Origin of the sequence: Peribacillus sp. NPDC076916, from assembly GCF_050269675.1 — a bacterium.
In the GTDB taxonomy this organism is placed as follows: Bacteria; Bacillota; Bacilli; order Bacillales; family DSM-1321; genus Peribacillus; species Peribacillus aracenensis.
Genome location: NZ_JBNNIU010000004.1, coordinates 282,314 through 294,460, shown reverse-complemented (window position 1 = coordinate 294,460; position 12,147 = coordinate 282,314). Strand labels below are relative to the sequence as shown.

The window sequence follows — 12,147 nt, the reverse complement described above, 5'->3', positions numbered from 1 at the left end:
GGGGGAGTTATTATGAAGAAGTTTGAAGCAATCAAATATAGTGATTATAATGCTGGCCAGAGATTCAAAGAACGTAAGACAATGAAAGATATAGGCAGCGTGTTAAAGAAGGCAAGTGCAGCCACTGTTGGTGCCATAATGTTAGCAAAATCCCCTTTAGCTTTGGCTGCCGTAGAAGCACCACAAGGTTTATCGGTCCCAGCATCAGCGGTAAGTGGAGCAGTTAAACAACAAGTCATTCACGCATTTGATCCACTGGTTGATTTGATGATGTCCCTTAGTTTACCTATAGCATCCGTAATAATCACAGGGGCCTCGTTAATGATCTTAATGGGATTCAAAGAAAGAGGTTATCCAATGATGTTTAGTGCTTCAATTGGCTATTGTTTAGTGCAATTAACACCTATGTTCATAAAAATCTTGGCTGGTGTTGGTGGAGCTATTTAGGCCATGAATTCAGCATCAAAATATAAATCGTTCATAAGCTTGTTCACAATCCCGTTGAAATAAGCAAATTGTCCTTTATGCATCTTTACTCCACTCTTAACCTTCATGGCAAATTCCTTGAACGCTTTGGTGCCGATTGCTATTTCTTGTTCTCTTGTGAATGCCCTTTTGTTAGCAGAATAATCAACCACTCTATTACACTGCTTAATAACCTTCCAGAATTCCTGTATAGTTTCAGCTTTTTCGTAGAATGAACCTACTAGATTACTAAATACACCTGGAACCCAATGTGCTACAAAATTGGCTTTTTTTAAGGAGTTATCTAGAGAACTATCCACATTAGAGAATTGAGCAACAGCTTTACGTTTATTGTTTTTAATATTTTGTTTTAAGAAAGAAGTAGTTGTTTTAATGGCCGGACACTTCTTGGACCTTTTCACAGGGGGCTTGCCGGTCATTTCATCTTTCATAGGTTGAATAATGATGGCATTAGCTGTTTGCATCATATCTTTTTTTCTCTTCATAGGTACCTGGCGGATCATGCCGAGGTCTTCAAGTTTTTTCATTAAACGTTGGACGGTTTTATAAGAAATTTCAAGCTTTGCTGCAATGGTGTTTTTACACATATAGCTCACACCTATTTGCTTGCAGCTGTGACGTTTCAATAGCTCCAGTAAAACAATGAGTCGTGATTGAACATCAGAACGCTTAACATCCACACGAATAACGTCTTTGTATACTCGTATCGTTTTATTTAATTCTTCAATATCTGTGAACGATGATAAATTGTTATATGCTTCTTCATTAGCTATTACATCAATACGTTTCTTCATACTAAAACTGCTCCCTTTTAAATAAGAAAAGCAACGGTTCGCTCGAATCAAGACAAACCATTGCTAAGCTTCTGCATCTGTAATAAAATGCAAATGAAGGGTACAGCAGGAGTTTGCCTAGTCTAGTTAGGCGAATGGTTCAGAGAGTGTTACCAGCACTTTCTGAACACGTTGTGCTCTTCTTTTTTTTGGTTTGCATTTTTTTAGTATTCAGGACGGGCTATCTGCGGGGCAGGAAAGACGGAGGTCTTATTTCCAGCGATTGAGGCAGCGTTGCATGCCGGGAAACGGATTTGTTTGGCAACACCGCGGACCGATGTCGTTCTCGAACTTTCCCCAAGGTTAAAAAAAGCATTTCCTGCCATTGACGTCACGACCCTCTATGCCGGCAGTGCAGATAGACATGGCTTTTCGCCGCTGACCGTTGCCACGACACATCAGCTTTTCCGTTTTATTGAAGCTTTCGATGTCATCATCGTTGATGAAGTCGACGCGTTTCCCTACTCCATTGACGATTCTCTGCATTATGCGGTTAATAAATCGAAAAAGGATTCTGCGGCAACCATCTACTTGACCGCCACACCCTCGAAACGAATGAAGCGATTATACCGAAGCGGTAAATTGAAAGCCGTCATAATCCCGGCCCGTTATCATCGTCAGCCAATTCCTGTCCCTGGAATGAAGTGGAGCGGCAATTGGCAAAAACTATTCCTTCAACAAAAGATTCCCCCCGCAATCACCGGATGGGTAAGTGAACGCCTTAAGCAGCATATCCCCTTCCTATTGTTTTTTCCAAGCATTCAAGTGATGGAGCAGGCCATTCCGCTGTTCCAAAGACTGTCACCAAAATTATCGATTGTCCACTCCCGGCACCCTGATCGAAAGGAAAGGGTAATGGCACTAAGGAATGGAATGATTCCAGGATTACTGACAACGACCATCCTGGAACGCGGCGTGACAATTGATCGGTTGGAAGTAGCCGTGATCGGTGCTGAACATGAAGTGTTTTCTGAAAGTGCTCTCGTCCAGATTGCCGGCAGGGTAGGGAGGAGCTTTGCTAACCCTGCCGGGACGATCACCTTTTTTCATTACGGTAAAAGTAAAGCGATGGTCGAGGCGGTTCACCATATACAAATGATGAATAAAGATGCCATGAAAAGGGGGCTGCTCGATGAATAGATGTCTTGTTTGTGATGAGGGAATGAAGCAGGCATTCACATGGAGGAGCTTGCTTAAGCGGGCCGAGGCAGGGGCAATCTGCGAAGGATGTGAGGGGAAACTTAATAGGATCACCGGAGACACATGTACAATGTGCTCAAGGGAGTTGGACAGGGAATATAGGACCGGTGACCTTTGTCTGGATTGTTCAAGATGGGAAAGGGATGTGGAATGGGGAGGCTATTTGTCGAAGAACATATCGCTATTTCATTATAATGAATGCTTAAAAGATATTATTGCTAAATATAAGTACCGGGGGGATTATGCATTAGCTGAGGTTTTCGCCCCTTTTTTGAAAGAAAGGTTAAAGGAAATGGAATTTGACCTGGTAACGGCCATCCCGCTTAGTCATGAACGGCTTAAGGAACGGGGATTCAACCAAGGGCAGGCTTTGGCAGATCTCATTGGACTTCAAACCGTTGAGACCTTGACGAGAATCCATACGGAAAAACAATCAAAGAAATCACGGCAAGAGAGAATCTCACTACCGCAGGTTTTTCAGGTCATGCAATCTGATTTGCTGGAGCGTAAATCTATATTGATCATCGATGACATTTACACGACAGGCACAACGCTCAGGCATGCAGCGAAAGCATTGATCACGGCTGGGGCCAAAGAAGTATCATCCATCACCCTGGCTAGGTGAAACAGCTTATTTTAATGAACATCCCTAAAGTATCGCCGGGATTATTCGATATATACACTAAAGAATAATCGCTGTGATGGTGAAGGAGGGGCCTCGATGGAAGTATTCAACTGTCCAAGCTGTAATTCGTTATTCGTTATGACGAAATTCCGGGATGTATGCGATGCCTGTTATAAAGAAGAAGAAGCCCAATATGATAAAGTATATGCATATATTCGCAAGAAAATAAATAGAACGGCGTCCATGATGCAGGTGGTCAAGGACACCGGCGTTGAAGAAACGTTAATAATCAAATTTGTAAGAATTGGAAAGCTGAGGGTTTCGCAGTTTCCCAATCTGGGAATTCCATGTGAAAGGTGCGGCGCTAACATCAAGAGCGGAAGGTTATGCGGCAAATGCGGCGATTCACTGCGATCGGATTTGCAGGCATTTGAAAATGAGGAAAAGCGCCTGACTGAAATTCAAGGAAATGATAAAAAAAACACGTACTACATGAAGGATGATCAAAAAGGATAAATCATGGAAACGTAATGAGGTATTTGTTAAAATATTCGATATTGAGAACAATATTCGACAATGGGTGTCGAAGGAAAGATACAGGAAACAATTAAAGAAATCCAATCCTTGTCGATAATAAAGATAGGGAGAACAACACAGTCCAGAGCCATTTTCATGTGTTAGGAATCAGCATAATGGGATTTATAAAATCGACCGAAGGAGAGGATCTGGAATATGAAAATCAATAACGTCGGTATGACAGGTGTTAACCCTTATAAACTACAAGCCAATAAAACGGGGAATATCCAAGAATCCAAGGCCAAATCCTCGGATAAAGTTGAAATTTCTTCAGCGGCAAAAGAAATGCAGCAATCATCCCCGATTCTTGCTGCAAGGCAAGCAAAAGTGGAAGAATTGAAAATCCAAGTTGAAAAAGGAAATTATAAATTGAATGCAAAGGCAACGGCTAAGGGTCTCATCGACTTTTACCGGAAATGAATTTTCAATGAAAAAGCTTGAATGAAGTGGACGGAGCCATTTTCCGTCCTTCATTTATGAGCGGAGGAGGCAGGAAAATGTCTGCACGGAACATCATCGGATCGCTTGAAAAATTGATCAAGCTTCATAAAAGCTTCAATCAATTGGCGATAAAGAAAACGGCCATTTTGAAAGCAAATGATACCGAGGCGATTACTGCCCTGCTGATTTCGGAACAAAAGCATATTAAAGCCATCAGTCAAACGGATAAGGAAAGGGAAAGGGCAGTCGAGGAATTCATTGCAGCCAATGGAACGGTGGGACAGCCTGCCTCCATCCATACCGTGACGGAGCTGACAGGACCTGAAGAAACGGAAGTCCTTGAAATGCTAAAAGCGGAATTGATTGGTGAAGTGGCAAAGCTGAAGGAGAGGAACGGTTTAAATCAGCAATTGATCTATCAGTCCCTTCAATTCATCAATGTCTCTTTGGATATTCTGAGGCCGCGGAACCAGAATCTGAATTACGGGGATTCGGTTAGGAAAACGGCGAAAACCGGCATGGGAATGTTTGATTCCAAAGCATAAGAAGCAGAAAAAGATGGAGGTGCGAGCAAATGATTTCAACCTTTATGGGTCTTGAGACCGCCAAGCGCGGATTATCCACCTCTCAAGGAGCCTTATATACAACAGGAAATAATGTGGCCAATGCCAATACATTAGGATATTCAAGGCAGCGGGTCAACTTGGTCCAGACGTCGGGCTTTCCTACTGTCGGTTTGAACAGCCCGCGTGTTGCCGGCCAAATCGGGACAGGGGTGGCAGCTGAAACGGTTCAGCGGATCCGCGACAGTTTCCTGGATGCACAATACAGGACACAAAGTAATAAAATTGGTTATTACGGGGCCATGAGTGAATCCCTGACGAAAATGGAAGGGATCATGAACGAACCGACCGACAGCGGATTAGCCGCCACGATGGAGAAGTTCTGGAATTCGCTGCAGGGGCTGACGGCCAATACGGAAAATTCCGGGGCCCGTGAAGTCGTTGCCTCGACGGGGGTCATGGTCGCGGATACCCTGAACTACTACTACAACTCGCTAACGAGTGTTCAAACGGATATCGGCAATCAGATAAACGTCAAAGCGAACGAAATCAATACGCTCATCAGCAGTATTGATCAGCTTAACCAACAGATCAGTAAAGTGGAGCCGCATGGTTATATCCCCAATGACCTTTATGATAAACGTGATGTACTCGTGGACAATCTCTCGCAGCTTGTCAGCATTAAAGTGAATAACGTCATTCCGACGGATTACGGCAGGGCCAGCGATGTGGCTACAGGGCTATACAACATCGAATTGATGCAAGAAGACGGTTCATCTTTCGTACCGCCCATCAATCTTGTCAGTGTTAACCAAACCGGTATGGTGGGAACTTCGAAAGTTGAAGTTAGCCATGATAAAAAGACAGGTATGGTAGACGGATTGAAGTTTGGTTCGAAAACACTGACGGATTACAAATTCTCGGGAGAACTATCCGGTTTGATCAAAAGCTTCGGCTATAAGAAGGCTGATGGAACGATCGGCGGCGCTTATCCTGATATGCTGAAAAAGCTCGATAATATGACGACGGCTTTTGTGAACGAGTTCAATGCCATCCATAAACAAGGGTATGCCTTAGGTGATGACAGCACTTCAACATTGAACTTCTTTGAACTTGAACCTGGTAAGAGTGCCGCCCAAAGCATCAAGGTGAATGGTGAAATCGTTAAGGATCCCACAAAAATAGCCGCAGGCGGAAAAAGCGGAGGGGCATCCGGTGATAATGAAAATGCCAAACTCCTGGCTGACCTTAAAAAGAAGGCGTTCAGTGAGTACTCGACTAAAGACCAAAACTCTGACGAATTGACGGGAAGCTTCGATACCTATTATTCCGGTATCATCGGAAAGCTTGGCGTGGATTCCCAAAGCGCCAAAAAGAACCTTTCCAATTCTGTCGTGCTTGCTGCATCGGTCAATCAAAATAGGGAGTCCGTCAGTTCCGTATCACTTGATGAAGAAATGACGGACATGATCAAATTCCAGCAGGCATACAACGCATCTGCAAGAATGATGACGATGATGGATGAGATGCTCGATAAAATCATAAACGGAATGGGTACCGTAGGCCGATAAATAGGAGGGGATGAACATGCGGGTAACGCAATCGATGCTAACCAATAATATGTTAAGAAATTTAAGCGGCAGCTATGAAAAGATGGCCAAGCTGCAAGAACAGGTTTCCTCTCAAAAGAAATTCTCAAAACCATCAGATAACCCTGTTGCGGCCATGATGGGAATGGGGTACCGGACAAACCTCAATCAAATAGGGCAGTATCAAAGTAACATTGCCGAGGCGACCAATTGGATCGACAGCACGGATGATGCCATTACGGAAGCGGTTTCCGCCATGCAGCGGATTCGTGAGTTGACGGTTCAAGGAAGCAATGGCACGTATGAAGGGGAACAACTTAAAACGATTACTGAAGAAATTAAACAATTAAAAGAACATCTCATAACACTTGGCGACACACAGATTGGCGGGAAGTATATTTTCAACGGCCAGGATACGAATGTGCGGCCATCGTCCGTTAAAGATGCGAATGGAAATACGGTGTATGGCACAGGGGACATAAACCTTGAAGTGTTTTCTGGGATTTCCCTTAAAATCAATACGGACGGTTCGAAGACTTTTGGAGAGGCACTTGCTTCAGGCGGAAGCATCGACCATACAATCGATGCACTTGAAAATGACGGTGACGTGAGTGGCACACTGGCAGGACTTGACGCAACTATAGATACTTTCTTAAGCATGCAAGCACAGGTTGGCGCAAGGCAGAATCGGGTTGAGCTGATGACGGATCGTCTTAAGCAGCAGGAGGTTTTTGCCACTGATATTCTTTCGAAAAATGAGGATGTCGATATCGAAAAAGCGATCATGGATTTGACGACTCAAGAAAGTGTCCATAGTGCTGCATTAAGTATCGGAGCAAGAATCATGCAACCGAGTTTATTGGATTTTCTTCGTTAAGCTATTCTTAAATGGATAGCTTTTTTCTCTTAAGGAGTGTTGATGATGCAGATTCCACAAATTAGATTGCAATCCACCTCAATGAAGATTGGATTGAATCTAGAGCAGCCTGTACAGCAAATCGAACAGAAGGCAGCGGACCAATCAATCGAACAGCCGCAAGCAATCCTGGAAATCCGAACGGCCCCAGGTAAGCTGACGATCGACCAGTCACAAGCCAGGGAAGATATGGATTTGAAAAGCCTTTCCAAGCGAGTGGAGGAATTTGCCCAGCAGGGATATCAAGATTGGCTGGCGGGTATGGCAAGACGTGCCCAGCAGGGGACGGAGCTGAGGCATATTGAAAAGGGCGGTAATGCACTCGCTGAACAGGCCAGGCAAAACAGCAAAGGGCCGGAGAAGCAATTCAAACTAGGGTGGATTCCCTCTCATTTCAGCGTGAAGCTTGACTACCAGCCTGCCCAGGTGGAGATTGAAGCAACCGCTCAAAAACCAATCATTGATGCCCAAATCAATAGACCGAACCATACATACACACCAGGAAGTGTAGAAGTGGAAATTCTACAAAAAAATGCGCTGGATATAGATTTCATCAATTTATTTCCGGATGAGATAGGTGAGTGAAACAAAGATGATTCTACAAACAAAATTTCATGGCGAAATCGAATTATCGGAAGAAGAGATTTATCGATTTGATAACGGGATACCAGGGTTTTTAGAAGAAAAACAGTTTTGCTTGCTAACTTTGGATGAAACGCCCTTTTTCGTCCTGCAATCCATCGAAACAAAACAGGTAGCTTTCATTATGACGAATCCATTTGATGTATTTCGTGATTACGAAGTGAAGCTTACGGATGAAGTATTATCTTCTTTACAAATAGAAACGGAACAGGAAGTCGTTACTTTCGTTATATTAACGATTCAAGACCCTTTCAATGAAACGACGGCAAATCTCCAGGCTCCCATCATCATCAATCGCTCTAAAAAAACGGGCAAGCAATTTATCATGAGCGGCAGTGAATACGGCACAAAGCACAGGCTAATTGAACCTCTAGTAGAACAGGGGGGGAAATGATGCTCGTATTGTCGAGAAAACTAAATGAAGCGATCATGATTGGCGATGATATCGAAATAACGATCCTGTCCATCGAGGGCGAACAGATCAAGCTCGGCATCAATGCTCCCAAAAACGTCGATATCCATAGGAAGGAAATTTATCTGTCCATCCAACAGGAAAATAGCGAAGCCACGAAAACGGAACCCAATCTCCTGGAAAACATAAATGAGTATTTCAAGAAAAAATCGTAAAACCCCCTAAATATGTTTCCAAGCAGGTCGATATTACATATACAACGATGAGCAGTGAAATAGGCGGCCGACTTATTCACTGCCCATCGTAAACAACCACATGGACGTGGGAACTTAAAACTCAAGGAGGAAACAAAAATGATTATCAATCACAATATTGCTGCTCTTAACACGCATCGTCAGTTAGGTAGTGCAACAGCAGCACAATCTAAATCAATGGAGAAGTTAGCTTCAGGTATGCGTATCAACCGTGCTGGTGATGATGCAGCTGGACTTGCAATCTCTGAAAAAATGCGTGGACAAATCCGTGGACTAGATCAAGCTTCTCGTAACGCTCAAGATGGAATTTCAATGATTCAAACAGCTGAAGGTGCCCTTAACGAAACTCACGACATTCTTCAACGTATGCGTGAACTTGCTGTACAATCTTCAAATGATACGAATAATGATAATGATAGAACAGAAATACAAAAAGAGATTTCTCAATTAAAGGCTGAAGTTACCCGTATCTCAACTGATACAGAGTTTAATACTAAAAAACTTTTAAATGGTAACCTTGGTGGTAAAGTAGACCAAGACGCTACGACTTCAACTATTTTATCAGTAACAGGGGTTGCTTCTGCTAGCACTACTGGCGCTAAGGCAGATACTTATACTATTACTAGTGACGCTGCAGGTAAGTTAACAATGACAAATGGTGATGGAAGTAAAACTCAAACTATTGATAACGTAGATGGAGAACAAGAACTTAATTTCTCTGATTTTGGAATTACTATAAAAACAAATGCTGGTTACACTGCGGATGATGCTGTTGGTGATGTAGAGGTAACTGCTGGTTCCGTTAATTTCCATATTGGAGCAAATAAAGACCAAAATATTCAACTTTCCATTGGAGATATGTCTGCAACTGGTTTAGGTATTAATGCTGTAGACGTTAGTACTAAAGATGGTGCTAATGATGCAATTTCTACTATTCAAGCTGCGATTGATTCAGTATCTTCAGAGCGCTCTAAATTAGGTGCAAACCAAAACCGTCTTGAACACACAATAAACAACCTAGGTACATCTTCTGAAAACCTAACTGCTGCGGAATCTCGTATCCGTGACGTAGATTATGCTTTAGCTGCTTAAGAACAGTGACAAGCACAGTCGTCCTAGCTGGTAACGGCTAGAGATAATTATCGGGTGAATTGCTGGAAACCCCTTATAGCTTTTCTTGCCACAACGTAGTTGGAAACGACAAGCGTGATGGTTTGAAAAAAGAAAAGATTGGGCAATCAGCAGCCAAGCTCCTGTCTCGAAAGAGTGGAGAAGGTTCAACGACTAGGATAGACCATCTAAGGCGAAAGCTATGGTGATGAAATCCATAGGTGAAACAATGTACATCAGCATTGTGAATCCGAAGTGCCCGACCCCTAACAAATTATTTTGAGGGTGAAGATATAGTCTAGTCATTTATGAAAGTAAATGTTCGCACGATGGCGAAAGAAATGATGAACCAAACTAAGAACTCTATTCTTAGTCAAGCAGCACAAGCAATGTTGGCTCAATCAAATTCAATGCCTCAAGGAGTTTTACAACTCTTGAGATAATGATTTAAGGGCGTCTTATCTGGTAACGGGTAAGAGTATAACTGGGTGAATTGCTGGAACTTCCTAAAGCTTCATCAACCACAACGTAACTGGAAACGGTAAGCTTGAAGGTTTGAAAATGATGAAGATGATCCAATGGATAATCAGCAGCCAAGCTCCTGTCTCGAAAGAGTGGAGAAGGTTCAACGACTAGAGAATACGGTCTAAGGCAAACGCTATGGCTATGAATCTCGTAGGGCAGCACAAGCTGTTCGAAGTGCCCAGCTCCATGAAATACATGGATGAAGATATAGTCTATTCTGTAATCGAAAGATACAGTCGCAAAGCAAGCGAACCAACAACCACAAGGAGTTCTACAACTTCTTCGTTAATTTTAGATTATTTGAAAGAGACTCTAGTTTTACTAGGGTCTCTTTTGTATCTGTGGAAAGAAGGGACCATGGGTGAAAAGTAGAATTAAGGATGAATGAAAATGAAAATATCAAAATAAATGAAGTTGCATTGTTGATGGTAATGATATCTACAGAGTTAGATCATGAACAGCTAAAAGTTACTAGGGAATCAGGAGATAAAACCCACCAGAACTAATCATGGAGGGGGAATTTGTGTAGTATATATAGCCTGTATTCTATTTTCTTGAGTTAAGGGAAAATAAAAAACACCACTCCACAATGATACTTATTTGTAAGCCAGTAATAGCCTGAATAGAATTAATCTGTGTTAATTGTTCATTGGAAATAGTCACTTGGTAGCTTTTACGCAATTTCTTTTGTGCTAGGCTTAGATAATTTTGAAAGTATGGAAAGTAGGTTTCATTTGTTCTCGCAATTTGATTGATAACGGGGAGATTTTCTAGAGCCTGGTTAATTTCCTTTGTAGGCTTTTCTATAGATAATTTTGATGTAAGGTATATCGTGGTTCTTTTGCTTTTGTTTATTTCCTTTGGCACAACAGAGAAGAGTTTTCTAAACATTGATGGATGTATATGTGCTTTTATTAACCTTAGAAAATAGAATATTTGTGGTTGATCATATAGTATTAAGCGATTTTGTCCATCAAGTGTAAAGTTTAAACTATATTTATTTCTTAATAGTAGAATAAGTTGGTAGTTTTCATTTTTAATCTTTTGTGGTTTATCCTTGCTCTTTTTTAGATGACCATCATCCTGATACCACCATGCCAAACATTCAGGCGTAAATGTGTGTTCCAATAGATCAAAAGGAATCTTTTTTTCTTTTTTTGTGTACCAAAGTTGTTGAAGTATGTCATTTAGTTCGGAAGTCAACGACTGAACATAGTAACTTTCAGTATAGCCTAGTTTCAGTCTGGTATCAGGGGTTCTTCTATACCTTGGTTCGGGTAGGGGCAGTATGTTATTTAATTGGCTATAACAGTAAAAGCACCATTCTTTATCTACAGCACAATGCATGAACCGAAAACGCCCTCTTCGTTTTTCTTGAATACAAACTCCGCCGTCTCCGAGCATTTTTCCCGTGATCATTGATATTTCTCTAATTGGGTAGCTAGAAAGTAAAACATTTATTGCTTCATTCCTCAACAAGTTAACCCTCCAATATGGAATATACGTTCTAATTTTTATTATAATTCCTTAATACTATCACTGTAAAGTTCCATTTCAGAACCGATATAAAAAGTAAAGAGATCATATTGGGGGCTTTTTAGATGCTGGAGAGTTTGTCCACGAATATTCTTTCCTCACAACTTAGAACAGCCATCTCAGATGGAATTAGTTCCTACTATCAAAGAGAAATCAATACAGTTGCCTATTCTGAACAAAGTGTGGAATCCAATCAGCCTTCAAAAGAAAAGGTTCAGGAAGTGATTGAAAGTTTGAACACCTTCCTGAATCCAACTCATACGGCCGTTCGTTTTGAATATCATGAGAAGCTGGATGAGTATTATGTCAAGGTAGTGGATGATATAACGGATGAGACAATCAGGGAAATTCCTCCAAAGAAGTTATTGGATTTCTATGCGGCAATGACAGAGTTTGTCGGGATTATGGTGGATGAAAAAATATAGGCGGGTGATTAATT

16 protein-coding genes are annotated in these 12,147 nt (G+C 41.8%); 14 read left to right on the top strand and 2 right to left on the bottom strand.

Annotated elements, in window-relative coordinates:
• The first annotated feature begins 12 nt into the window (after window positions 1–12).
• Window positions 13–447 (top strand): hypothetical protein, encoded by a 435-nt coding sequence (locus ACQKFG_RS15105; RefSeq protein WP_427560212.1) that lies wholly within the window; start codon window positions 13–15, stop codon window positions 445–447.
• On the opposite strand, the gene ACQKFG_RS15100 is transcribed toward ACQKFG_RS15105, so the two are convergent.
• Window positions 444–1,280 carry a helix-turn-helix domain-containing protein gene (locus ACQKFG_RS15100; RefSeq protein WP_427560209.1) on the bottom strand — a complete coding sequence of 279 codons (837 nt, stop codon included), beginning with the start codon at window positions 1,278–1,280 and terminating at the stop codon, window positions 444–446. The genes ACQKFG_RS15105 and ACQKFG_RS15100 overlap by 4 nt on opposite strands.
• Before the next feature lie 222 nt (window positions 1,281–1,502).
• Here ACQKFG_RS15100 and ACQKFG_RS15095 point away from each other — a divergent pair, with 222 nt between their 5' ends.
• The 12 genes from ACQKFG_RS15095 (at window position 1,503) to ACQKFG_RS15040 (ending at window position 10,090) form a co-directional block, all read left to right on the top strand.
• The gene (locus ACQKFG_RS15095) at window positions 1,503–2,459 is read left to right on the top strand and encodes a DEAD/DEAH box helicase family protein (protein ID WP_427560794.1); all 957 of its coding nucleotides are present in this window, start codon (window positions 1,503–1,505) and stop codon (window positions 2,457–2,459) included.
• A complete protein-coding gene (locus tag ACQKFG_RS15090) occupies window positions 2,452–3,144 on the top strand; it encodes a ComF family protein (protein WP_427560206.1) in 693 nt (230 codons plus the stop codon). The genes ACQKFG_RS15095 and ACQKFG_RS15090 overlap by 8 nt, the downstream gene beginning before the upstream one ends.
• 96 nt (window positions 3,145–3,240) lie before the next feature.
• On the top strand, window positions 3,241–3,660 hold the full coding sequence (locus ACQKFG_RS15085) for a TIGR03826 family flagellar region protein (protein WP_192207170.1): 420 nt from the start codon (window positions 3,241–3,243) through the stop codon (window positions 3,658–3,660).
• Between the two features lie 216 nt (window positions 3,661–3,876).
• Window positions 3,877–4,140: a flagellar biosynthesis anti-sigma factor FlgM gene (gene flgM, locus ACQKFG_RS15080; protein ID WP_427560202.1), complete on the top strand. Its 264-nt coding sequence runs from the start codon at window positions 3,877–3,879 to the stop codon at window positions 4,138–4,140.
• Between the two features lie 77 nt (window positions 4,141–4,217).
• On the top strand, window positions 4,218–4,706 hold the full coding sequence (locus tag ACQKFG_RS15075; protein WP_427560199.1) for a flagellar protein FlgN: 489 nt from the start codon (window positions 4,218–4,220) through the stop codon (window positions 4,704–4,706).
• Between the two features lie 29 nt (window positions 4,707–4,735).
• Window positions 4,736–6,295 (top strand): flagellar hook-associated protein FlgK, encoded by a 1,560-nt coding sequence (flgK, locus tag ACQKFG_RS15070; RefSeq protein ID WP_427560197.1) that lies wholly within the window; start codon window positions 4,736–4,738, stop codon window positions 6,293–6,295.
• Window positions 6,296–6,311: 16 nt separating this feature from the next.
• Entirely contained in the window at window positions 6,312–7,190 is an 879-nt protein-coding gene (gene flgL / locus ACQKFG_RS15065; RefSeq protein WP_427560194.1) for a flagellar hook-associated protein FlgL, read from the top strand.
• Between the two features lie 45 nt (window positions 7,191–7,235).
• Window positions 7,236–7,814 (top strand): DUF6470 family protein, encoded by a 579-nt coding sequence (locus tag ACQKFG_RS15060; RefSeq protein ID WP_427560191.1) that lies wholly within the window; start codon window positions 7,236–7,238, stop codon window positions 7,812–7,814.
• A 7-nt stretch (window positions 7,815–7,821) separates the two neighbouring features.
• On the top strand, window positions 7,822–8,265 hold the full coding sequence (fliW, locus tag ACQKFG_RS15055; RefSeq protein WP_427560791.1) for a flagellar assembly protein FliW: 444 nt from the start codon (window positions 7,822–7,824) through the stop codon (window positions 8,263–8,265).
• The gene (gene csrA / locus ACQKFG_RS15050; protein WP_427560188.1) at window positions 8,265–8,498 is read left to right on the top strand and encodes a carbon storage regulator CsrA; all 234 of its coding nucleotides are present in this window, start codon (window positions 8,265–8,267) and stop codon (window positions 8,496–8,498) included. The genes fliW and csrA overlap by 1 nt, the downstream gene beginning before the upstream one ends.
• 138 nt (window positions 8,499–8,636) lie before the next feature.
• A complete protein-coding gene (locus tag ACQKFG_RS15045) occupies window positions 8,637–9,629 on the top strand; it encodes a flagellin (RefSeq protein ID WP_427560184.1) in 993 nt (330 codons plus the stop codon).
• A gap of 326 nt (window positions 9,630–9,955) precedes the next feature.
• On the top strand, window positions 9,956–10,090 hold the full coding sequence (locus ACQKFG_RS15040) for a flagellin (protein WP_427560181.1): 135 nt from the start codon (window positions 9,956–9,958) through the stop codon (window positions 10,088–10,090).
• Between the two features lie 628 nt (window positions 10,091–10,718).
• On the opposite strand, the gene ACQKFG_RS15035 is transcribed toward ACQKFG_RS15040, so the two are convergent.
• The gene (locus tag ACQKFG_RS15035; protein WP_427560178.1) at window positions 10,719–11,648 is read right to left on the bottom strand and encodes an endonuclease; all 930 of its coding nucleotides are present in this window, start codon (window positions 11,646–11,648) and stop codon (window positions 10,719–10,721) included.
• Window positions 11,649–11,773: 125 nt separating this feature from the next.
• On the opposite strand from ACQKFG_RS15035, the gene flaG reads away from it, so the two are divergent.
• On the top strand, window positions 11,774–12,133 hold the full coding sequence (gene flaG / locus ACQKFG_RS15030; RefSeq protein ID WP_427560175.1) for a flagellar protein FlaG: 360 nt from the start codon (window positions 11,774–11,776) through the stop codon (window positions 12,131–12,133).
• Window positions 12,134–12,147 lie beyond the last annotated feature (14 nt).

What these genes read in the sequence shown, in the direction of transcription:
- ACQKFG_RS15105 (WP_427560212.1), top strand. Translation starts at nt 13, where the DNA reads ATGAAGAAGTTTGAAGCAATCAAATATAGTGATTATAATGCTGGCCAG.
- ACQKFG_RS15100 (WP_427560209.1), bottom strand. Translation starts at nt 1,280, where the DNA reads ATGAAGAAACGTATTGATGTAATAGCTAATGAAGAAGCATATAACAAT.
- ACQKFG_RS15090 (WP_427560206.1), top strand. Translation starts at nt 2,452, where the DNA reads ATGAATAGATGTCTTGTTTGTGATGAGGGAATGAAGCAGGCATTCACA.
- ACQKFG_RS15085 (WP_192207170.1), top strand. Translation starts at nt 3,241, where the DNA reads ATGGAAGTATTCAACTGTCCAAGCTGTAATTCGTTATTCGTTATGACG.
- flgM (WP_427560202.1), top strand. Translation starts at nt 3,877, where the DNA reads ATGAAAATCAATAACGTCGGTATGACAGGTGTTAACCCTTATAAACTA.
- ACQKFG_RS15075 (WP_427560199.1), top strand. Translation starts at nt 4,218, where the DNA reads ATGTCTGCACGGAACATCATCGGATCGCTTGAAAAATTGATCAAGCTT.
- flgK (WP_427560197.1), top strand. Translation starts at nt 4,736, where the DNA reads ATGATTTCAACCTTTATGGGTCTTGAGACCGCCAAGCGCGGATTATCC.
- flgL (WP_427560194.1), top strand. Translation starts at nt 6,312, where the DNA reads ATGCGGGTAACGCAATCGATGCTAACCAATAATATGTTAAGAAATTTA.
- ACQKFG_RS15060 (WP_427560191.1), top strand. Translation starts at nt 7,236, where the DNA reads ATGCAGATTCCACAAATTAGATTGCAATCCACCTCAATGAAGATTGGA.
- fliW (WP_427560791.1), top strand. Translation starts at nt 7,822, where the DNA reads ATGATTCTACAAACAAAATTTCATGGCGAAATCGAATTATCGGAAGAA.
- csrA (WP_427560188.1), top strand. Translation starts at nt 8,265, where the DNA reads ATGCTCGTATTGTCGAGAAAACTAAATGAAGCGATCATGATTGGCGAT.
- ACQKFG_RS15045 (WP_427560184.1), top strand. Translation starts at nt 8,637, where the DNA reads ATGATTATCAATCACAATATTGCTGCTCTTAACACGCATCGTCAGTTA.
- ACQKFG_RS15040 (WP_427560181.1), top strand. Translation starts at nt 9,956, where the DNA reads ATGAAAGTAAATGTTCGCACGATGGCGAAAGAAATGATGAACCAAACT.
- flaG (WP_427560175.1), top strand. Translation starts at nt 11,774, where the DNA reads ATGCTGGAGAGTTTGTCCACGAATATTCTTTCCTCACAACTTAGAACA.